Annotated in this window: 21 protein-coding genes and 1 pseudogene; 10 read left to right on the top strand and 12 right to left on the bottom strand. The window is 51.2% G+C overall.

Annotation, left to right across the window (positions count from 1 at the left end):
- Positions 1 to 10: 10 nt before the first annotated feature.
- From AC1UKS_RS00805 to AC1UKS_RS00795, 3 genes are all read right to left on the bottom strand, one after another.
- Positions 11 to 622, bottom strand: a complete 612-nt coding sequence (locus tag AC1UKS_RS00805) for a hypothetical protein (protein WP_053141274.1) — start codon at positions 620 to 622, stop codon at positions 11 to 13.
- 167 nt (positions 623 to 789) lie between these two features.
- Positions 790 to 1218, bottom strand: coding sequence for an organic hydroperoxide resistance protein (locus AC1UKS_RS00800; protein ID WP_013204417.1), 429 nt, complete (start codon positions 1216 to 1218; stop codon positions 790 to 792).
- A gap of 93 nt (positions 1219 to 1311) precedes the next feature.
- On the bottom strand, positions 1312 to 1770 hold the full coding sequence (locus AC1UKS_RS00795; protein ID WP_482435346.1) for a MarR family winged helix-turn-helix transcriptional regulator: 459 nt from the start codon (positions 1768 to 1770) through the stop codon (positions 1312 to 1314).
- A gap of 65 nt (positions 1771 to 1835) precedes the next feature.
- Here AC1UKS_RS00795 and AC1UKS_RS00790 point away from each other — a divergent pair, with 65 nt between their 5' ends.
- The 3 genes from AC1UKS_RS00790 to AC1UKS_RS00780 all read left to right on the top strand — a co-directional run bounded on the left by AC1UKS_RS00790 (position 1836) and on the right by AC1UKS_RS00780 (position 3387).
- Positions 1836 to 2438, top strand: a complete 603-nt coding sequence (locus AC1UKS_RS00790) for an HD domain-containing protein (RefSeq protein WP_482435345.1) — start codon at positions 1836 to 1838, stop codon at positions 2436 to 2438.
- Positions 2435 to 2815 (top strand): DUF4440 domain-containing protein, encoded by a 381-nt coding sequence (locus AC1UKS_RS00785; RefSeq protein WP_482435344.1) that lies wholly within the window; start codon positions 2435 to 2437, stop codon positions 2813 to 2815. The genes AC1UKS_RS00790 and AC1UKS_RS00785 overlap by 4 nt, the downstream gene beginning before the upstream one ends.
- A 95-nt stretch (positions 2816 to 2910) precedes the next feature.
- Positions 2911 to 3387 (top strand): nucleoside deaminase, encoded by a 477-nt coding sequence (locus AC1UKS_RS00780; RefSeq protein WP_265909163.1) that lies wholly within the window; start codon positions 2911 to 2913, stop codon positions 3385 to 3387.
- 94 nt (positions 3388 to 3481) lie between these two features.
- Here AC1UKS_RS00780 and AC1UKS_RS00775 read toward each other — a convergent pair whose 3' ends face one another.
- From AC1UKS_RS00775 to AC1UKS_RS00760, 4 genes are all read right to left on the bottom strand, one after another.
- Complete coding sequence (locus AC1UKS_RS00775) at positions 3482 to 4003, bottom strand: RcnB family protein (protein ID WP_482435342.1); 522 nt, start codon at positions 4001 to 4003, stop codon at positions 3482 to 3484.
- Positions 4004 to 4251: 248 nt separating this feature from the next.
- A complete protein-coding gene (locus AC1UKS_RS00770) occupies positions 4252 to 4596 on the bottom strand; it encodes a hypothetical protein (RefSeq protein ID WP_265909161.1) in 345 nt (114 codons plus the stop codon).
- A gap of 592 nt (positions 4597 to 5188) precedes the next feature.
- Positions 5189 to 6346 carry an Abi family protein gene (locus tag AC1UKS_RS00765; RefSeq protein ID WP_482435341.1) on the bottom strand — a complete coding sequence of 386 codons (1158 nt, stop codon included), beginning with the start codon at positions 6344 to 6346 and terminating at the stop codon, positions 5189 to 5191.
- A 171-nt stretch (positions 6347 to 6517) separates the two neighbouring features.
- Positions 6518 to 6919, bottom strand: a complete 402-nt coding sequence (locus AC1UKS_RS00760; protein ID WP_482435340.1) for a VOC family protein — start codon at positions 6917 to 6919, stop codon at positions 6518 to 6520.
- A 269-nt stretch (positions 6920 to 7188) separates the two neighbouring features.
- Between AC1UKS_RS00760 and AC1UKS_RS00755 the strand changes: the two genes are divergently transcribed.
- The gene (locus AC1UKS_RS00755) at positions 7189 to 7797 is read left to right on the top strand and encodes a TetR/AcrR family transcriptional regulator (RefSeq protein WP_482435339.1); all 609 of its coding nucleotides are present in this window, start codon (positions 7189 to 7191) and stop codon (positions 7795 to 7797) included.
- 316 nt (positions 7798 to 8113) lie between these two features.
- Here the strand turns inward: AC1UKS_RS00755 and AC1UKS_RS00750 are convergent.
- Positions 8114 to 8752 (bottom strand): annotated as a pseudogene (locus AC1UKS_RS00750) (glutathione S-transferase family protein).
- Between the two features lie 247 nt (positions 8753 to 8999).
- Between AC1UKS_RS00750 and AC1UKS_RS00745 the strand changes: the two are divergent.
- The 3 genes from AC1UKS_RS00745 (at position 9000) to AC1UKS_RS00735 (ending at position 10441) form a co-directional block, all read left to right on the top strand.
- On the top strand, positions 9000 to 9488 hold the full coding sequence (locus AC1UKS_RS00745; protein ID WP_482435338.1) for a DinB family protein: 489 nt from the start codon (positions 9000 to 9002) through the stop codon (positions 9486 to 9488).
- 15 nt (positions 9489 to 9503) lie between these two features.
- Positions 9504 to 9815, top strand: a complete 312-nt coding sequence (locus AC1UKS_RS00740) for a hypothetical protein (protein WP_482435337.1) — start codon at positions 9504 to 9506, stop codon at positions 9813 to 9815.
- Positions 9816 to 9988: 173 nt separating this feature from the next.
- Positions 9989 to 10441: an Hcp family type VI secretion system effector gene (locus tag AC1UKS_RS00735; RefSeq protein ID WP_482435336.1), complete on the top strand. Its 453-nt coding sequence runs from the start codon at positions 9989 to 9991 to the stop codon at positions 10439 to 10441.
- A gap of 40 nt (positions 10442 to 10481) precedes the next feature.
- On the opposite strand, the gene AC1UKS_RS00730 is transcribed toward AC1UKS_RS00735, so the two are convergent.
- The 3 genes from AC1UKS_RS00730 to AC1UKS_RS00720 form a co-directional block, all read right to left on the bottom strand.
- Entirely contained in the window at positions 10482 to 10676 is a 195-nt protein-coding gene (locus AC1UKS_RS00730; RefSeq protein WP_482435335.1) for a hypothetical protein, read from the bottom strand.
- The gene (locus AC1UKS_RS00725) at positions 10673 to 11380 is read right to left on the bottom strand and encodes a hypothetical protein (protein ID WP_482435334.1); all 708 of its coding nucleotides are present in this window, start codon (positions 11378 to 11380) and stop codon (positions 10673 to 10675) included. The genes AC1UKS_RS00730 and AC1UKS_RS00725 overlap by 4 nt, the downstream gene beginning before the upstream one ends.
- Before the next feature lie 216 nt (positions 11381 to 11596).
- A complete protein-coding gene (locus AC1UKS_RS00720) occupies positions 11597 to 12616 on the bottom strand; it encodes a LacI family DNA-binding transcriptional regulator (protein WP_013204437.1) in 1020 nt (339 codons plus the stop codon).
- Positions 12617 to 13004: 388 nt separating this feature from the next.
- On the opposite strand from AC1UKS_RS00720, the gene AC1UKS_RS00715 reads away from it, so the two are divergent.
- The 3 genes from AC1UKS_RS00715 to AC1UKS_RS00705 are packed head-to-tail and all read left to right on the top strand — an operon-like array spanning position 13005 to position 16843.
- Complete coding sequence (locus AC1UKS_RS00715) at positions 13005 to 13721, top strand: gluconate 2-dehydrogenase subunit 3 family protein (protein WP_482435332.1); 717 nt, start codon at positions 13005 to 13007, stop codon at positions 13719 to 13721.
- A 37-nt stretch (positions 13722 to 13758) separates the two neighbouring features.
- Complete coding sequence (locus AC1UKS_RS00710; protein WP_265909148.1) at positions 13759 to 15531, top strand: GMC family oxidoreductase; 1773 nt, start codon at positions 13759 to 13761, stop codon at positions 15529 to 15531.
- A gap of 1 nt (position 15532) precedes the next feature.
- Positions 15533 to 16843 (top strand): c-type cytochrome, encoded by a 1311-nt coding sequence (locus AC1UKS_RS00705; RefSeq protein ID WP_482435331.1) that lies wholly within the window; start codon positions 15533 to 15535, stop codon positions 16841 to 16843.
- Positions 16844 to 16927: 84 nt separating this feature from the next.
- Here the strand turns inward: AC1UKS_RS00705 and AC1UKS_RS00700 are convergent, their stop codons facing one another.
- Complete coding sequence (locus AC1UKS_RS00700) at positions 16928 to 18700, bottom strand: methyl-accepting chemotaxis protein (protein ID WP_482435330.1); 1773 nt, start codon at positions 18698 to 18700, stop codon at positions 16928 to 16930.
- Between the last annotated feature and the right edge of the window lie 205 nt (positions 18701 to 18905).

Below are 18905 nucleotides of genomic sequence, written 5' to 3'. Positions count from 1 at the left end.
TTTCTCCGGGTTACATTGGCGGCGTCAGGCCGTCTTTACCGGCAGAAATGCCGCGTGCCACGATGTTGCCCTGCGCATCTTTCATGCCGAACAGCACCACTTTGGTTCCGGCTTTCAGCAGGCTCTTGTTGCCCGGCTCAATCAATACCACCGGCACGTCGTCAGGCACGATCACGGTTTTTTCCATGTCATGCACTTTGACCGTCAGGGTGCGGCCGTTGCTGTTAACCAGCTTGCCGACGGTGCCGTTGGTCATGGTGTTGATTTTGCCGTCCGGCGATTCAAACGGGTTGAAACCTTCACCGCTGCCACGCAGGCTCGGTGCAAACACGTGTACTTCCAGCGCTTTCAGCTCGCCATTGGCCATCGGAACCGCGGCGGTGCCGATAAAGCTGTCCGGTTTGATATCGCTCATTTTGGCTTTGCTCACGCTGTTGACCTTGGTCTGGTCGGTGATTTTTACATCCAGCTTATCGCCCTGACGGGTAGTGATCTGAACCGCCGAATCACTGACCGAATCGATCGTTCCGCGGGTAGGTTTGATGGTGGTATCTGCAGCGAAAGAGGTGCCGCTGACCAGCAGCGTGCCGAGCAGCAGGGCTGCAATACGGGACTTGATCATGTGTCTCTCCTGAGAAGGATGCTGTGTGTCGACTCGTTAGGGTGCTAAGTAAGCGTAAGCGGAGAACAGGAAACTACCAGAAAGATTGCGGTTTTTTTGTATTTTAAAACGTTACGGGGCGCGCATCCCCGACCACAGAGCGGGCCGGGGGCGTTTTTACCATCAAATTAGTTGATGATATTCAGGGTCACATCGATGTTGCCACGGGTTGCATTGGAGTACGGGCACACGATGTGTGCAGCATCGACCAGTTTTTTGGCTTCCGCTTCGTCCATGCCTTCCAGGTGAATATTCAGCTTGGCTTCGATACCGAAACCGGTCGGGATCGCGCCGATGCCCACTTCGCCTTCAATAAAGGCGTCTTTCGGGATAGCGATTTTGTCGCGACCGGCCACAAATTTCATCGCACCGAGGAAGCATGCAGAGTAACCGGCAGCAAACAGCTGCTCCGGGTTAGTCGCTTCGCCGCCTGCGCCGCCCATTTCTTTCGGCACGCCCAGCTTAACGTCCAGCACGCCGTCGGAAGAGGTCGCACGGCCGTCACGGCCACCGGTGGCTTTAGCTTTTGCGGTATAAACAACTTTTTCGATAGACATGGTGAAACTCCTGTTGAGTGTTTTTATGCGCGATTAAATCGCGCGCGATTTATATAACAAAAAGAATCGATACTGATTTTAGTGCATCCGCGCTTACCCGTTAAGGTTGTCGCGCAGCGTTTCCAGTCCGGTTTTCAGCGAGGTCAGCATATCGCCGTCACAGGCCGTGGCGCAGAACACCGACTCCGGGATATTCTCGGCCTTACGGCGTAATTCAGCGCCCTGCTCCGTTAAGGTCACCACCACCTGGCGCTCATCTTTGCGTGAACGCTGGCGATTAAGCAGTCCGGCGGCTTCCAGTCGTTTCAGCAGCGGCGTTAAGGTCGCGGAATCAAGAAAAAGACGCTCGCCAATCTCAGAGACGGTGACGTCATCCTTCTCCCACAGCACCAGCATCACCAGATATTGCGGATAGGTGACATCGAGCTGGGTCAGCAGCTGCCGGTAAAGCTTGTGCAGCGCCAGATTGGCGGAATAAAGCGCAAAGCACAGCTGTTGATCAAGCAACAGTGGCGAGTCTTTGGCTTTTTTGTCATCTTTATCTTTCGTCATGACCAAAAATATAAATAGTGCACGATATATTTGCAAGCTAATTTTCTATCTATGGGGGAAAGCGGATGGACTCACTGGAAGAACAGGCACGGCGATATGCCACCAAAGCCCACGCGGAAGCGGGCCAGCGCCGCAAATACACCGATGAACCCTATATCGTTCATCCGGCGGCCGTGGTCGAACTGGTCAGAAGCGTGACCGACAACGAAGTGATGCTGGCTGCCGCCTGGCTGCACGACACGGTTGAGGACACGCCCTCCACCTTAAATGACATCAGCAACTTCTTCGGCCCGGATGTGGCGGAGCTGGTCGAAATGCTGACCGACTGCCATCCGGCGGAAGCCAAAAACCGCGCCGCGCGCAAAGTCGCCCACTTTCGCCACACCGCCAAAGCCTCTGCCGATGCGCAGACCATCAAGCTGGCGGATATTATTGATAACACCCGCTCGATAATCCATTTCGATCCACATTTTGCCCGCGTCTATCTGGTCGAAAAGCGCGTACAGATTGCGCTGCTGACCGACGGCAATGCCGACCTGTGGAAGCAGGCGTCGATCATCATCGAACAGGGCATTGAGCAGCTGACGCAGGCACCGCATCATGTTCCGGCTGACTGGTTTGCCCGCCAGCAGCAAAAATATCCCGTTAACAGTGAGAAAACGTCATGAATACCTGGTTTACCGAAGTGCTGGACGCACATGTCGCCATTGAAAGCTGGCTGAGTGAAGGCAGCGGCGACGTCGGGGCGTTACTGGCTCGCTTCCCGGCGGCGTTCTCGATGATCGGCCTGAGCGGCGCGGTGCTGGATCACCCAAAACTGAGCCAGTTTTTCCGCGCCAGCCAGGCGGCAAAGCCAGGGCTGAAGATCGCCATTGACGAGATGACGCTGATCAGCGAATGGACCGACGGTGCCGTGGTGAGTTACCGGGAAATCCAGTCGCTGCCGGGTTCAGCACCTACCCAGCGGCGTTCAACCGTGGTATTCAGCCTGTCTTCTGCCGGCATCGGCTGGCGGCATCTGCATGAAACCCCTATAAACGGTTAGTTATCAATACAATAAAATCAAATCCATCTTTGCTAGCTTGATTGCTAGCAATATTAAGCCTACGCTTACGCCTGTCTTAACGAGTGAGAGAGGTCATGATGGATTTTGTAAAAAGAACGATTGAGCTGGCAATGCAGAACGTTGAGGAAGGTGGCAGACCCTTTGCCACGGTGATTGTGCGCAATGGCGAGATCGTGGCCGAAAGCGCCAATAAAGCCGCGCAGAGCCACGATCCGACCGCTCATGCTGAGATCCTGGCGATCCGCGAAGCCTGTAAAAAGCTGCAAACGGAAAATCTCTCCGACTGTGAGATCTACATTCTGGCCAGCCCGTGCCCGATGTGCCTGGGTTCGCTGTACTATTGCAGTCCGAAGCAGGTGATTTACATCACCACCCGCGAAGAGTACGTGCCGTTTTACCGCGACGATCGTCAGTACTTTGAGCTGGAGAACTTCTATCAGGAATTTGCCAAGCCGATCGCGCAGCGTCGCCTGCCGATGAAGCATCAGCCGGACGTTCAGGCACTGGACGTGTATAAGCGCTGGAAAGAGCTGAACCGCCCTGCCGATTAAGGCGTGGAGACGTCAGAAGAAACGGATCCTGCGGTGATAAGGTGGGAACCAACCAAGAACGGAAACCGACGCATGCGGTTTCCGTTTTTTTTTATTACTGGTGGTAGAAGATGTCGCCGGATTCAGCCTGCACGATTTTGCCATCGACTTTGGTGAACAGCACATAGTTGCCGCCCATATAGGTCCAGGCCGTGCCCTCTGCCGGTTTTGGCAGATTACGGGTTTTCCAGTCCACCACTTCATACTTCTTGGTGCGGTAACGGTCTGGGATCACGCTACCGATATTGAAGCGCTGGAAGTCCGCGAAGAAGGTTTTAATTGCATACGGGTGCGCCGGATCGGGCTTCTCAGGGGCATCCTGATTGTGTTCCGCAGGCGTTTGCACGTCCGGGGTCTGCCCTGGTGTGGTCACGCCCTGATTATCCTGAGAGGACGGCGTGCCGGTGTCGGCATCTGACGGGTCAGCGGCGGTGGCCGGATCCTGCGTGGCCGGTGCCTGAGCCGCCGGGTCGGTCTGAACTTGCTGAGCCTGCTCGCCTTCTGCATACGCAGTGGACATCACCGGCAGGGCTCCCATCAATACAGCGGATAACAACGCGATCTTCGACTTACTCATAATTTCTCCAGATTGAACACCGTCAGCCCTGAGGCGTACTGATCAAATTCTACAAAATAATCGGTTCTGTTTTTACTCTTTTTGCACGTCAGGGCCGTGGAAACGCGCACGCTCGCAAATTTGCTGTAGAAGATAAAGCGTTCGCGCCTGGAAGGCACAGAAATTTTGTAAAGAAGGGTTCTTTTATTGTGAAGCCTTTGTTTCAAAGGCTCAGAACAGCCCGATTGCTCGGGCTGAATGACAGTGACTTAATGAACCGGCAGCAGCGTTTCGCCTTCAATCATGGCTAACCCCTCGCTGGTACGGATAAAGCGCGGCGCTTTCAGATCTTCAGTCAGCACGTAGAGCATATCGAAAAGCAATTCGGTGATCTGCTCTGCCTGCTCCTGCGGTTGCCGCTGGCTGAGTAACACCAGCGCCAGCGCAGAACAGTAGCCACAGAGCGTTTCCGAGTCGCTGGTCAGCGGACTGATATAGCCGCCAGACTGCACCTCATCGACCGTGAGCTGTTCAATCAGATAGTCAGGTAAAGGATGGGTTAAAACCACCTTCAGCACTTCCAGTCCGGCGAACAGGCGGCCACAAAGCGCCATGCGCTGTTCCTCAAAGTCATTCTCAATTAATGCATCGCCATAACAACGACAAATATCCAGTATCTGGAATAAGTCCAGAGAGGTATTTACCGGTAATTTCAACAGTGCTGGAATACTCAGATCAAAAATTGAAGATTCAGATGTGAAATCATAATCGTCATATGTGTTACTGTATGCCGTAGCCATATTCGTTAGCTCCTTTAACGTTTTGGTCAGACGCCTCGAAAGTGTGTTCGCGCTTTCGGGGCGTTGCTATTTGTTACGCGAGGGAATGCGTAACAGGGTGTAGTCTCCTGTATGCATATATAGTGAGTCAAATGAAAACTGAGTGAAAAACACTCAAATTTGAAGGGTTAGAAGTGGCTCGCAAAAAAATGTATTGCGGGTGGGTGTTGCAGGATTTAAGTCTATTATCTGGTGAGTATCGGAATATTCCTGTCACATCAAATTGATATATTCCTAAGAGTGTGAGCCTTAATTTAAGAAATATCTTTATTCGAAGCAGAGAGGTGATCGCAATTTATAGAATAATGCGTTATTCAGTTATACGAGAACGAACTCACTAACATTAACCCTAAAGGCACCGAAAGAATCACAGGTTTTCGTAATGCCCCGCAAGTTGAATTAGCCTGTCGACTAAACTTGCCTCCGCATCATTAGGCGTAATGCCAGAGATTTTCTCCAGCTCCTCGACAAGTTGTTCGGAGGTTACAGATTTCTGTGTCGCTGGTTTGATTTTAAACTGATGTTGGAAACGGGTTCTGGGGAAAGAGGTCAACGTGCGGTCAATTCCCATAGAGGTGAAATGGAATCCAGGCACTGTCGGTTTGGTATCAATAAGATCGGCAATTCTGTCAAGCCAGGTACTGCTGGGACCAATTTTCTTTATCAGGAACCAGATCACCGCGATTGCACCGAATAGTTTCTCCGACTCATTCTGACTGATGTTCAGAAGATTGAAATATCCGTTTCGCAGCAATTTAAAACCACGTGGATTCGGGCGATTGCAAAATCTCGCATGGTGTGCACAGCGATTGCGCAGTCCATTGATATTTATTAGCCAGTTATCGAGCACATCGCGTTTATCAACGCCAATTCGTGTACAGATTACGTCGCGACACTCATCTTTCAACATGCTATAAAACCTTGAAAGCAGTCCGAAATCCCATGCTTCCACAGCGACCCAAATGGGTATTGGCTTATTATGGGCGAAATGAGAGGTAATACTCTCTTCATTACATTCTTTTAAAAGCTTTTGATGGCGAGCCGTCCAGTCATCAAAGTTTGGGCCTTTCTTAAAGGCATCAAAAGCATTTGCGGAAAATAAAGATTTATTCTCATAGGCGAGAGGGCTGATCCTACCCATTTCATGGGCAATGATAGTCCGAAAGTAAATTTCTATGCGTTCAATTGCACTCATGAACTCCTGACGGAGCGCTTTATCAAAAAGGTAGAAATCGAAGACAGCTTCAAAGTGTGTACCAGCCTGGAACTGGTCATTATAGGTAATCTGCCTTTGCGCGGACCTGGTATAGGTTCTGGCAGAATGCCAGTATCCAGACAAGCGATAATAGCCCACTTGGGCAAGCTTCCTCGCACAACGCTCGCAATCGGCGACATGCATACCGCGATTAACCAATTGCTGCATCAAATCGGGGTATTCGAGAAATGCTTTGACCGTTGGGACTACTGCATTGACAGTCGTCGGCTGAGTTTTGCTGTCCCTAGCAACCCTATAAATAACAGGCAAAAAAAAGGCTAAACCGTCACTGCAATAACTGCAACAGGAGGGGGTTTAGCGCTGTTGCGAGACATTATAGGCACTCTGGTATGTGTGTCAAACTGAAAACTTTGCCGCGTTCTGATTAAGAAACCAGCTGTAGGCAACGAGGTTATTTAAATCTCAATTACTTTAAAATCATCAGCTTAAATTATTCTGGTAAAGATCCCAGCGGTTGTCATACAGGTCTTCAAATACAACGACTGTACCGTAATCCTCTTCGCGAGGTTCCTGGCAGAATTCCACCCCCTTAGCTTTCATGGCGGTGTAGTCGCGCCAGAAGTCATCAGTTTGAAGAAAAAGGAAAACCCGTCCGCCACACTGGTTGCCGATAAAGTTTTCCTGCTTCTCGTTGGATGCGCGAGCCAATAGAAGATTACAGTCGCTGTCCGGGTTTGGTGTAACGACTACCCAGCGTTTTCCCGGCTGCGGTGTATCCTCAACGAGCGTAAAGCCCAGTTTTTCCGTGTAATACTCTATTGCCCGATCGTAGTCATCAACAACGATGGCCACATATCCCATACATCGTTTCTGAGTTCTCATTTCTGCTCCATCAGATTTCAGGCATACATGCCCAGTGAGTTCTTTTTATCATAAACAAACCTCATTCAGCGTTTAGATTGTTCAGAGTCTCTTCATCCGTCTTAGGGATGAAGCTTGCTGGAGGCAAACTCTCCTGCCCAGCAATGAGACTGCTCTTGTCACCCTTAAAGAAAAACGAACAGCGAGGATGCGTGAATGAAGAATTTCACAGAAGCTTCCAATTGTAGATTGATCGATCTACAATCAATTTTCCCCCACAGGAGAAACGCATGAAAGCATCGGTTGGCAGACCCAGAGAATTTGATCCAAAGGACTTTCTTAACATTGCGCTAGAATGCTTCTGGCAGAAAGGATACCGGGCAACCTCAATGTCTGACCTTATGAAGGCATCAGGCCTGGCAAGCGCCAGCATCTACAAACTTTACCCGGATAAACGGGCTATCTATCTTGCTGCACTACAGCTTTATATGGATGAAGGAACGTCCAGAGGCATGAAACGTGATGCGGATTTATCGTCAGAAGATGCATTGCGTGAAACCCTCGAATTTGTCGCCCTGTTCTCTTCTGCTCCTGAAGGAGATAAAGGCTGCTTTACCATAGCCGCCGCCAGTGAACTCTTGCCGGGTGATGAAGAGGTCAAAAACAAGGTGTCTGATAAATTCAATAAGATAATTAATCAATTAGAGATCATACTGAGCAAAGGCCAGGCACAGCAGGTCTTTCGGCAGGATGAAGATGCAAGAGTAATGGCAGTAAGTATTTTTATGATGCTGGAAGGGATGCGTGTGTACGCAAAAATTCAGCCTGCAATTGAAGACCTCAGAAGGAGTAACGAGTTTATTGTCAGGTCAGTGCTTGCAAGCAAGGCATCAACATGACAGAAGTGGGCTCCATTGTTCAGCGTCACAAACGAAAACTAATAATGGTTGTTCTTGAATACGAGAATGGCATCGCCCTGTGCGGCTGGATCGACAAAGGCCGTTTTTATAAAAGACGGTTTCCTGTAACTCAATTAAAGGTGTGTGCGCCCTGGTCAAATTTTTGGCCTTTTACATGAAAGCGCTGAGCTACATCTTACAACTGACCTTATAACAACTTTAAAGCCGAACAGCTGTTACTGCCCGGCAATGAACAATCGCTAGTATGAAACCAGGCCGTTTATAGCTCACAACTTGCTGCATCAAACGACTAATGTTAAGCGCGCAACTCTTCATATGAGACCATGACATGCTCCTGAAAAGCAGGTCTCAAGGCGATATTTTCATAATACGCACGTAATCTGGGTAAAGGCATTCGGACGACATCTATATCGTAATAACGGTATAACACGTGACCAAACTGGATGTCGGCCAGAGAAAAATCATATCCCGCCAGAAAGCGGTGTTTTTCAAGCTGCGCTTCTGCGACTGAGAGGTAATTTTCTAACTTCACCATCGCTTCAGCTATAGCATGTTCGTCTCAGTTTTCCTGCGGTGTACGTACAACACGCCAGAACACAGGGAGATTAAATGCCGTCGCAACATTAATTTTTGACCATTCAGCCCATTTATCTATATTTGCTTTTTGTATGTCATCCGAAGGCCAGAAGCTTTCAGCTCCATAGCGATTAGCGAGATAGCGAAGAATGGCTCCCGTCTCCCATAGGGGTGGAGCGGTACCATCCTGCAGAACCGGAACAGTCCTGTTTGGATTTAGTGAATAGTAAAAATCAGTCTCAGTCCCTTTATACTTATGCCCTATGTCGTGCCTGACGTACGGCAATTCCATTTCTCCAATGCACCACATCAAAGCCTGAACATTCGAAGACGTTTTGCGGCCCCATACCTTTAGCATCTTGACTCCTTTTGGCGTGACATTCATGCCAGGTTACCACAAGGGTCCTTGAGCCTATTGAACAATTATTAATATAGGGCTTTGGTAATGTTTGGGCTTGGAACAGAACAAGCCCAATTTCATATGCATTAGTTTTAGCGACTCAATGATTACGATATATAGGCAGAACCGTGTTGGTTTAGTCGTGTTGCACTGCGGGACGCAATGAAGGCATGATATCGCTTCACAGGAAATGAAGGGCAAGGTAATGGATAAGGACACGTTAGTTACGCTACTAAAATGTAAACTGTGGGCAGATACAGCTACCCTCCAGTCGATACAGGAAACCGATGATTCAATCCATCCTGAGAAGCATCACCTGATGCTGAGGTTGATGAATCATATCTACATAGTAGACAGAATTTTCCAGGCTAACATGACCGGCCAGCAACACGGATATACCGCCCTCAACACGCCAGAAACGCCATCAGTTGAAGAATTGCGAGTGAAGATGCGCGAATGTACCGAGTGGTATATCGAGCGCGTGAGCGCCATGCAAGATGCCGAATTGGCTGAAGTTATCAGATTCAAGTTTGTTGATGGCGGTGAAGGTCAAATGAAGTCACTCGACATGATCAACCACGTGCTTTTCCATGGGACCTATCATCGCGGCGCTGTTGGATGGCTCATTTCCGAGTGCGGAGGCATTCCCCCCAAAGACGTGGTGACAGTTTTTCTTCGGGATCATAATCACTAATAAAGGAGAAAGTTAATGATTGTCAGGACATGGCACGGTTGCGTTCCGCTTAAATATGCAGAGGGCTTTGCTAAGCATCTCGATAAAACAGGTGTGGAGCATTCAAGGAGTGTCGAGGGAAATAAAGGCGCATTCGTTCAAAGGGAAACACAGAACGGATGGGAGCACTTTTTCCTTGCCACCTGGTGGCAGGACCTTGAGGCAGTAAGGGCCTTCGCAGGGGAAAATTATCATGTGGCAGTGACATACCCTGATGACGAAGAGTTTGAATTGCTTTCCGATCCCTATGTTTTCCAGCATGAGGTGGAGACTATCTCACCGCTTTAGGTACAACTTTGGGGAACGTTATACGGCCTGATTCAATCAATGAAGTATGTTGCTTATTGGTTATAAAAAACCTTTTGCCAACTGAGACGTAATTCCTTACTACAGGGTTATTTTCCTGAATTATAGGGTATAATCACCAGGCAATATAACCATGCAAAGGAAAGGGCAAAGGAATGAACAATCTATTTCTAAAGGCTGATAACGTTGCCGGCGAATCTCAGGATGCAGCCCACAAGGGCTGGATTGACATTAACTCTTATAATTGGGGTGCTCAGAGAGCCGTTGCAGGTAATGGAGTAGTAAGTTATAACAATCTCTCAGTGCATACCGTTATCGATAAAGCGACGCCTGCAATGCTACTGTTTGCTTCTAATGGTGCCAAAATTCGTAAAGTAGAGCTATCCGGCTGCAAGGCTGGCGGAACAGCAATCGAGTATTACCGCATTACACTGGAAAATGTAATCGTCGCCCAAGTGTTACTTAGCGATTCTGGAGATGCAAACGTTGAATATGAATTTCAGGCTGACTCAGTAAAAATGCAGTATTGGGAACAAAGCCCGACTGGCGGAAAGGGGGCAGAAACCCGTTCAGGCTGGAATATTAAAAACAATGTTTCGCAATATTGAACTGAGGGGGAATTCCCCCTTAATATTTTTTAGACTACATTCACTTTTTTTTTCGGCTCATCAACCTTTCTAAAACCCCGCCACCAAACCATACAATAAAAATGAGGGTAATTAATACCAATTTCCCCCAGTGTTCCGGAATGAAAATAAAATATAGGGTTGAAAAGAATAAAAATACAGCCAACAAAATCCAGTCAAAAAACATCACAGCGATTAACTTAATAATAGTTTTCATTCAACACGCTCAATAATGCCAACAATTTCATTGTAGTCAGGGGAGGACATTGATTTTATGTTCTTTATTACTTTTGAAAGCACCGGCTCAATGTATATATATAACATTTCTATTTTATTTTTATATAGAATGGAATAAAAGACAGGATCTAAGCTCCTTAAACGCTTGGCAGCCAGCGCAGCTTTTTGGCTGCTCCCATAAATCTGAAATATTGTCAAAACCGTAGCACCCCTGGCGTTAACCATAGTTCGCACAGCATTAGATACACCTATGGACTCAGATAATCCTTTCGCTAAAGCGTATGATAGGGTAATTTTTGTTGCTGTTCCTACCGCCTTACCGGATGCAATCCCCGCACCTTTTCGAGCCAATTCTTGCGGTGATGATTTATCTGAATCTTTAAATTTACCCTTTAAAACATAATCCACGTAGATCTTGAATATATCAAGTAATGCATCCCTGCGATTATATAATTCAATCACTGACATGAACATGCGAACATCTTCGCTTTTTAACTCTTTACATACATCTTCATATTTATCAAAAAAACACGATGAATACCAAGAGGCCCGCTCCATACCTAAATAAATATCATTCAATGATTTCCGAACAGCTCCAGGTGTTGAGGCAATTCCTTTCTGAAGAGAATCAGCAATTTTTTTATCAGATTCTAACTTCAACTTTAAGTAAGCTGAGTTATTCATTTAATATCATCCTTAATAATTAATCTTTATGATTATATATCCATTCTTTTCCGATGTACATGAACGTTATTGAGACTGCAATCAATATTAATCTGCATATGAAGCCCATTGACCTGCCCCCGTAGATAAGTACATTCCGATTTTAGCCACGTCCGCTCCTTGCACATAGCAGACTGTCCCCCCTACTAAAACCCGGAAATGGTCAGCCCCCCACCTTCAACCCAAATTCTCACAGGTCACAATCTTCAAATCGACCTTCCCGTCCTCATACAGCGCAGGCTGATAACCCGTCTCCAGATGACTCAACAGCAGCTCGATCGAAAGGCGCGCATGCTGATGGGCATTCTGGTCGAGGGTGAAATCCACCGCATCCTCCTGCAGCATGGCTTTGGTGATGCTGTACAGCTCATGGGTGATAAAGGCACACACGCCCAGCCGCTGGTGCTTTTGCAGGATATCCCGCACTTCGGTATTGCCCACGCCGGTGTTGTAGACCCCCGCCACGTCATTCGACAGTGAAAGCGTCGAATCCAGCAACGAGCGGATGGTGTCTCGCTGATCCTGACCGGCCAACGCTTCCCGCAGTTTCACCTGCGGCGCATGGGCAGCCATCGCATCGCGGAACCCTTCAATGCGCTGACGATGGGCGCGATAATCGATGCGCCCGCTGACCATAATCACATCGCCAGTGGTATCGATCGTTTTGCTCATCAGCAGTCCTGCGGTGCGGCCTGCCTGATACTGATTAATGCCGACGTGGCAAAGCCGTTGCGCATCCGGAATATCCGTCACAAAGGTCACAACCGGAATGCCGTTGGCATGACAGTGCGCCAGCGCGTCGTGGATCATGGGATAGTCATGACCAAACACAATCAGGCCGTCGCGCTTTTCACTGCTGGCGATAATGCGTTGCGCCAGAATCTCTGGCTGCGATTCCGGGATAAAGGTGCGGTGCAGTGTTAAGCGCTGATAACCCAAATGGTTGGCGACGGCACTCAGATCGTTATTCAGCCGCTGAAAAAACGACGAGGGATTGCTGCTTAAAAACGCTTCGATCTGCCACGGCTGCTTATGCTCCTCCGGCAGATAGCGCTTCAGCCCCGCTTCCCGCGCGGCGTGCAGCACTTTTCGCACCGTCTCGGGAGACACGCCGCCGCGATCGTTGAGTACCCGGTCTACCGTGGCCACGCCCACACCGGCCATTTTCGCCAGCATTTGCAGGGTTAACTTTTTCATTTTTACTCCCGGAAACCCGGTAAAAATCCTGACGAAAACATGCCGCGTTCACTTTCTGCATCACAGCGAAAAACAGGGCGATAGGTTGGGATGAAATTCTTTGCCGACGCGTCACAATTTGAGCGATTGCAGGCAGGACACCTTTTTGCCCGGCGCAAAAAATCAGCAGGCCGGAGGCAATGATGTAAAACCATCAACGAAAATCTTGGTCGCGATCACGCTACGAATTATTATCCCCCAAGTTTGTTAATGCTTTATTAAACACTTTATTTACATGTGAAGTAAATATCTCTGATTTGATATTTAAAATTATCTAAATATCACGAATTTCTATTTCAAAATTAAAATAATAATTCCGCAATGTGATCAATTAACCGACAGGGAATCTATGAAACGCAGAGAGTTTCTCACCTCAATGGCAGCATTGGGTGTGGCTACGTCATTGCCTGGCGCTCAGGCTGAAGTCGTTACCGGTGGCCAGCCCTGGCAACCAGGAAAAGTAAATACCCCACCCACTCCGCCTCGCACCGGCGGCTTACAGTTTCTGACCCAGCATGAGTCTGACACCGTGGGCATCATTGCTGAGCACTTTATCCCGGCGGATGAATCCAGCCTCAGTGGCAAAGACGCGGGCTGTGCCACCTTTATCGACCGTCAGCTGGCGGGCGATTATGGCAAAGCCGTTGCCGTCTACCGCCTCGGACGCTTTGTGAAAGGCACGCCTGAGCAGGGCCAGCAGTCGTTGCTGACGCCTGCGGAGCGTTACCGCCAGGGCCTGACCGCGCTGGATCAGGCCACCCGCAAAGCCTACGGCAAAACGTTTATCGAACTGGACGAAGCCCGCCGCGAGCAGATCCTGCATGCGATGGAAGCCGGAAAATTCGATTTAGGTGCCGACGTGGATACCAAAGTCTTTTTCGAGCTGATGCTGCAAAACGTCCGTGAAGGTTTTCTCTCCGACCCGATATACGGTGGCAATAAAGAGATGACCAGCTGGAAAATGCTGGGCTTCCCTGGCGCACGTTATGACTTCCGCGATCTGCTGAGTAAAAAAGGGCAGAAGCTGAACATCATCCCCACCAGTCTGATTGATAACACCCTGTAAATACTGGCTGTTATATTTCTGTAGAGAGCAAAGTTTTATGAATAACGTGCGTCCAAAAGCTGATGTCGTCATCGTCGGCCTGGGGTGGTGTGGCTCTTTGATTGCCGAAGAGTTAACCCGTGCCGGCCTGAATGTTGTTGCCGTTGAGCGCGGTCCGTGGTTTGAAACCGCCACGGATTTTCCCCCGTCGATTGATACCGATGAACTGCGCTGGGATACCCGCCGCAGTATGTTGCTGCCGCCCGCAGTGGAAACCACCACTTTCCGCAATAACATCACCCAACAGGCGCTACCCAGCCGCGACTGGAACCTGAATGAGCTGGGTTATAACGTCGGCGGCTCCGGTACGCACTGGGCCGGGATGGCGTGGCGTTTTACCCCGTTCGATTTGCAGCCCTACACTCAGACCGTTGAGCGCTACGGCAAAAAAATGATCGCCAAAGGGCTGATCCTGCAAGACTGGGGCGTCACCTATGACGAACTGGAACCGTTTTACGATCGCTTCGAAAAAATCGCCGGCGTCTCAGGTAAAGCGGGCAAGCTGAACGGCGAAGTGATCCCGGACGGTAACCCGTTTGAAGGCAACCGCAGCAGTGAATATCCGCTGCCGCCGCTGGAAGGCATGCGTCTGACCGATCTGTTCCGCGATGCGGCAAAATCCCTGGGTCAGCACCCGTTTATGGTCCCGGCGGGCCAGGCGTCCCGCGCCTACGTTAACCCGCTTGGCGTGCGTATGGGTCCGTGCACCTACTGCGGTTACTGCCTGTATTACGGCTGCGGTAACTTCTCTAAATCCAGTCCGAACGCCTGCGTGATCCCGGCGCTGATGCAGCGTGAGAACTTCACGGTGCTGACCGATTCCGCCGTGGTGAAGGTCAACAAAGCCGACGACGGCAAGACCGCCACCGGCGTGACCTACCTGGATCGCAATAAAAAAGCGTGGTTCCAGCCCGCGGATATCGTGATCCTTTCGGCGTTCCAGATGCAGAACGTGCGTCTGCTGCTGCTTTCCAAAATCGGTGTGCCTTACGATCCGGTCAGCAAAAAAGGCGTGGTTGGCCGCGCCTACAGCTTCCAGACCGTGGCAGGTGCCACCCTGTTCTTTGAAGACGAAAACCTCAACCAGTTTATTGGTGCGGGCGCGCTTTCGCAGCAGGTTGACGACTTCAACGGCGATAACTTCGATCACAGCAATCTGGGCTTTATCGGCGGTGCCGGTATTCTGGTGGTAGCGCGCGGTGCGCGTCCGATTGGCAATGCCGACGCCCTGCCGCCAGGCACGCCGCGCTGGGGCAAAGAGTGGAAAAAAGCCTATACCCATGCGTTCCAGAACGGCACCTTTATCTTCGGCCAGGGCACCAGCTATTCCCATGAGGATTACTACCTCGACCTGGACCCGGAATACAAAGATGACAACGGCAATCCGCTGCTGCGCGTGACCTTCGATTACAACGAAAACGACCGTCTTGCGGCGAAGTTTATCGAAGAGAAAAGCGTTGAAATCGGCAAGGCAATGGGCGCCAAAATCGTCAACGGCACCAACTCCGCCTCGGGCCACTATTCGCCGTATAACTTTGCCAGTGACCATACCATCGGCGGCGCCGTGATGGGGACCGACCCACAGACCAGCGTGCTCAACCGCTATCAGCAAAGCTGGGACATGCATAACCTGTTTGTCCTTGGCGCTTCATCGTTCCCCAATAATGCGGGCTACAACCCAACCGGCACCATCGGCGCACTCAGCCTGTGGACGGCAAAAGCCATTATTGAGCAATACGTGAAAAACCCCGGCCCACTGGTGAAGGTGTGACATGAAAAAGACCAAAATTTTGGGCGGCGTGGCGCTGATTGCCGTCGCCGTGGCCGCGGGGTTGCTGTGGCAAAATGGCACTACCCGCGCGGATGACGTTGCGGATAACACCCTCCTCACCAGCCAGCCGCCGGGAGCGGAGGATGCCGCCGCCGTGGCGCGCGGGAAGTACATCGCTATCGCCGGTGACTGTGTGGCCTGCCATACCGCGCCAGAGAGCAAAGATGCGTTTGCCGGCGGCTATTCGATCAGCACGCCGTTTGGCGGCATCGTTGCCAGCAATATTACGCCGGATACGGAAACCGGGATTGGCAGCTGGACCGAGCGTGATTTCTATCGCGCGGTGCGTCACGGCAAGGGCAAAGACGGCGAAAACCTCTATCCGGCGATGCCGTATAACGCCTACGTGAAAACCAGCGACAAGGACATGCACGACCTGTGGATGTATATGCGTTCGGTGAAGCCGGTGAATTATCACGCCCCGGAGACCCACCTCGGCTTTCCGTACAATATCCGTCTGGCGATGATGGGCTGGAACCTGTTGTTCTTTAAAAACAGCGGATACGAGCCGGACACATCCAAATCCGCCGAATGGAATCGCGGTGCCTATCTGGTGGAAGGTCTGGAGCACTGTAGCGCCTGCCATACGCCGAAAAATCTGCTGGGTGGCGACACCGGAGCCTATCTGCAGGGCAGTAACCTGGCGGAATGGCATGCGCCGGATATCACCCCGAACCGCTATACCGGCGTCGGCAGCTGGAGCGATCAGCAACTTGTCGACTACCTGAAAACCGGCAGCAACCATGTGGCGGTGGCGTCCGGGCCGATGGCGGAAGCGGTGACCAATTCGACCCAGCATCTGACCGATGCGGATCTACGCGCGATTGCGGTCTACCTGAAATCGCAGCCGGACTCGGGGACCAAAGCACCACAACCGCTGGCGGCCGATTCGGCGCAGATGAAGATGGGAGCCAACGTCTATTCCGCCAACTGCAGCGCTTGTCATAACAGTGATGGCAAGGGTATCCCGCAGCTTGCGGCCGGACTGGCGAACAATCCGGGGCTGATGGCGGACGATGCGTCGTCGATTATTACCACTATCCTGCAGGGTGGCCGGGGTGCGGTGACGCAGTCCAACCCAACCAGCGGTGCGATGCCGTCGTTTGCCTGGAAACTGTCTGATGAACAGGTCGCGGCTGCCGCAACCTATCTGCGGAACAGCTGGGGTAATGCCGCACCGGCCGTGACCGCCGATGATGTGGCGAAAAACCGGGCGTTGATAAAAATGCCCGCGCAGATGCCAGAAAAGTAGGGGGTTAATTTGCGATAAAGGCCGGCTTGCCGGCCTTTTTTACTTTCACGTTAATGCACTGAGCATCCTGCCCGCGAAGCCGCCTTACTGCACAACGAATCGTGAGATCGACGCTTCCAGCATTGATGCCTGGTCGCGCATCGCGCTGGCAGCCGCCGACGACTCCTGCACCAGCGCCGCATTCTGCTGGGTGACGCTATCCATTTGCACGATGGCCACGCCAACCTGAGAAATTCCGCGGTTCTGCTCGTCGGACGCCTGAGCAATCTCGACCAGTATGCTGGTGACGTTGCCGACAGAGTTCACAATTTCATTCATCGTTTCGCCTGCCTTGCCGACCAGTTGCGATCCACTGCCAATGCGCGCGACGGATTCAGCAATCAAGGTTTCAATCTCCCTGGCCGCCTGTGCACTGCGCTGGGCAAGGTTCCGCACCTCGCTGGCGACCACCGCAAAGCCGCGGCCCTGTTCGCCCGCGCGGGCAGCTTCCACCGCCGCGTTCAACGCCAGGATGTTGGTCTGGAAGGCAATACTGTTGATCACGGTGGTGATCTCGGCAATTTTACTGGAACTGGCGCTGATCTGATTCATGGTGTCCACCACGCTTTTAACCAACACGCCACCTTTGTTTGCCGTCTCGGAAGTGGCGCGTGCCAGCTCGCTTGAATGGTGAATATTCTCCACATTCTGCTTCACGGTGGCCGTCAGCTGCTCCATGCTGGCCGCCGTTTGCTCCAGCGCGGCCGCCTGCTCTTCCGTTCGGGCCGAAAGATCGTTGTTCCCTGTCGCAATCTCTGCGGACGCCTGGCTGACCTGGATAACGCCGCTGCGAATATCGCCAATGATGCTGCGCAGATCGTTGCTGATGCCGCCAACCGCTTTCATCAGCTCGCCGAGTTCATCCCGACGCGAAGTCTCCAGACGCACGCTCAAATCACCCTGCGCAATCTGTCGTGCGATCTGCAGCGTAGCGGCGAGCGGACGGGTGATCTGCCGGGAGATGATCACCGCAATGACAATGCTGGCGATGACCGCAGCGGCAAGGATCATCAACATCCACAGAATGGCACTGGCGATATCTTCATGGGTGGCACTCAGTTGCTGGCTGAACAGCTGATTACTGGTGGTGGTCAGTTGCGCCCCCGCCGCGCCAAGCTGCCGGGTCGCCTCCTCTTCCGCCAGCGCCGAGGTGTTATATTCCTGCACGCTGTCGCGTCTGGCGGCCAGCAGCACCGCCAGTTTTTCTATGGCATTGCCGTCCTCAGGGCTGAGTCGGGGCCTGGCCTGCTCAATAAGTTGAATCGTTTCAGCTAAAAAGCCTGTTAATGCCTGACGATTTGCTGCGCTGTTATCCAGCTCCATCAGCCGGACGCGGACGCTGACACCGGCAAGGTGTTTAGCAACGTCGTTCAACGCGGCGGCAGTACCGTCCGGCGAGGCGCTGTATTTTTGCGCCATCGCCTCAGCGTCGGCGGTTTCACCGCTAAGCCTCAGCGCCTGCAGGATAATTTGACGGGAATGCACTTCGCTTACCGTCTCTGCACGATGCTCACGGTAGACGCTCATGGCGCCCGGAAGTGACGCAATCAACTGACTCTGTTCGGCATTCCAGTGCCGGGTTTTGAGTTGGTCAATGTTGGTTTCTACCGCGCGCAACCGCTCTTCATTCGCCGCGATAAATTTTTCATCATGGGTTTTGACGTACTGCTGGCGGGCATCTTTGGCCTGTGAGAACTGATCGTTAATGTTCTTCAGCTGGCTGAGTTTGTCCGCACGCTCCGCAATATCCCGCAGGTTTTTAATACCACAGGCCGCTACAGCAATGCTGAGGATCAGCACCAGCCCAAATCCCAACATGAGCTTCCTGCCGACTCTGATATTTTCCAAAAAAACGCGTAATTTTTTCATAAAACTCGAATTCCCCTGTCGTGTTGTCCATGTAATTACCAGTAAGGCCACAGGGTTATCGGCAGGGAGAAAGTTAATTTCACTATTTATAGTTACAAAATCAACAATTACTCAAGTTTACTAGTGGCGGGTGGTGAGGGGGTGTTGCTTGCGA

It is taken from the genome of Erwinia sp. AK-PDG3-5, assembly GCF_056821705.1.
This window is presented reverse-complemented; position numbering and strand designations above follow the sequence as displayed.

Coding starts and splice junctions, on each gene's coding strand:
- AC1UKS_RS00710 (WP_265909148.1), top strand. CDS start 13,759: ATGAATAACGTGCGTCCAAAAGCTGATGTCGTCATCGTCGGCCTGGGG.
- AC1UKS_RS00775 (WP_482435342.1), bottom strand. CDS start 4,003: ATGAGTAAGTCGAAGATCGCGTTGTTATCCGCTGTATTGATGGGAGCC.
- AC1UKS_RS00740 (WP_482435337.1), top strand. CDS start 9,504: ATGATTGTCAGGACATGGCACGGTTGCGTTCCGCTTAAATATGCAGAG.
- AC1UKS_RS00705 (WP_482435331.1), top strand. CDS start 15,533: ATGAAAAAGACCAAAATTTTGGGCGGCGTGGCGCTGATTGCCGTCGCC.
- AC1UKS_RS00730 (WP_482435335.1), bottom strand. CDS start 10,676: ATGAAAACTATTATTAAGTTAATCGCTGTGATGTTTTTTGACTGGATT.
- AC1UKS_RS00715 (WP_482435332.1), top strand. CDS start 13,005: ATGAAACGCAGAGAGTTTCTCACCTCAATGGCAGCATTGGGTGTGGCT.
- AC1UKS_RS00720 (WP_013204437.1), bottom strand. CDS start 12,616: ATGAAAAAGTTAACCCTGCAAATGCTGGCGAAAATGGCCGGTGTGGGC.
- AC1UKS_RS00725 (WP_482435334.1), bottom strand. CDS start 11,380: ATGAATAACTCAGCTTACTTAAAGTTGAAGTTAGAATCTGATAAAAAA.
- AC1UKS_RS00770 (WP_265909161.1), bottom strand. CDS start 4,596: ATGGCGCTTTGTGGCCGCCTGTTCGCCGGACTGGAAGTGCTGAAGGTG.
- AC1UKS_RS00755 (WP_482435339.1), top strand. CDS start 7,189: ATGAAAGCATCGGTTGGCAGACCCAGAGAATTTGATCCAAAGGACTTT.
- AC1UKS_RS00790 (WP_482435345.1), top strand. CDS start 1,836: ATGGACTCACTGGAAGAACAGGCACGGCGATATGCCACCAAAGCCCAC.
- AC1UKS_RS00780 (WP_265909163.1), top strand. CDS start 2,911: ATGATGGATTTTGTAAAAAGAACGATTGAGCTGGCAATGCAGAACGTT.
- AC1UKS_RS00785 (WP_482435344.1), top strand. CDS start 2,435: ATGAATACCTGGTTTACCGAAGTGCTGGACGCACATGTCGCCATTGAA.
- AC1UKS_RS00760 (WP_482435340.1), bottom strand. CDS start 6,919: ATGAGAACTCAGAAACGATGTATGGGATATGTGGCCATCGTTGTTGAT.
- AC1UKS_RS00805 (WP_053141274.1), bottom strand. CDS start 622: ATGATCAAGTCCCGTATTGCAGCCCTGCTGCTCGGCACGCTGCTGGTC.
- AC1UKS_RS00735 (WP_482435336.1), top strand. CDS start 9,989: ATGAACAATCTATTTCTAAAGGCTGATAACGTTGCCGGCGAATCTCAG.
- AC1UKS_RS00795 (WP_482435346.1), bottom strand. CDS start 1,770: ATGACGAAAGATAAAGATGACAAAAAAGCCAAAGACTCGCCACTGTTG.
- AC1UKS_RS00745 (WP_482435338.1), top strand. CDS start 9,000: ATGGATAAGGACACGTTAGTTACGCTACTAAAATGTAAACTGTGGGCA.
- AC1UKS_RS00700 (WP_482435330.1), bottom strand. CDS start 18,700: ATGTTGGGATTTGGGCTGGTGCTGATCCTCAGCATTGCTGTAGCGGCC.
- AC1UKS_RS00800 (WP_013204417.1), bottom strand. CDS start 1,218: ATGTCTATCGAAAAAGTTGTTTATACCGCAAAAGCTAAAGCCACCGGT.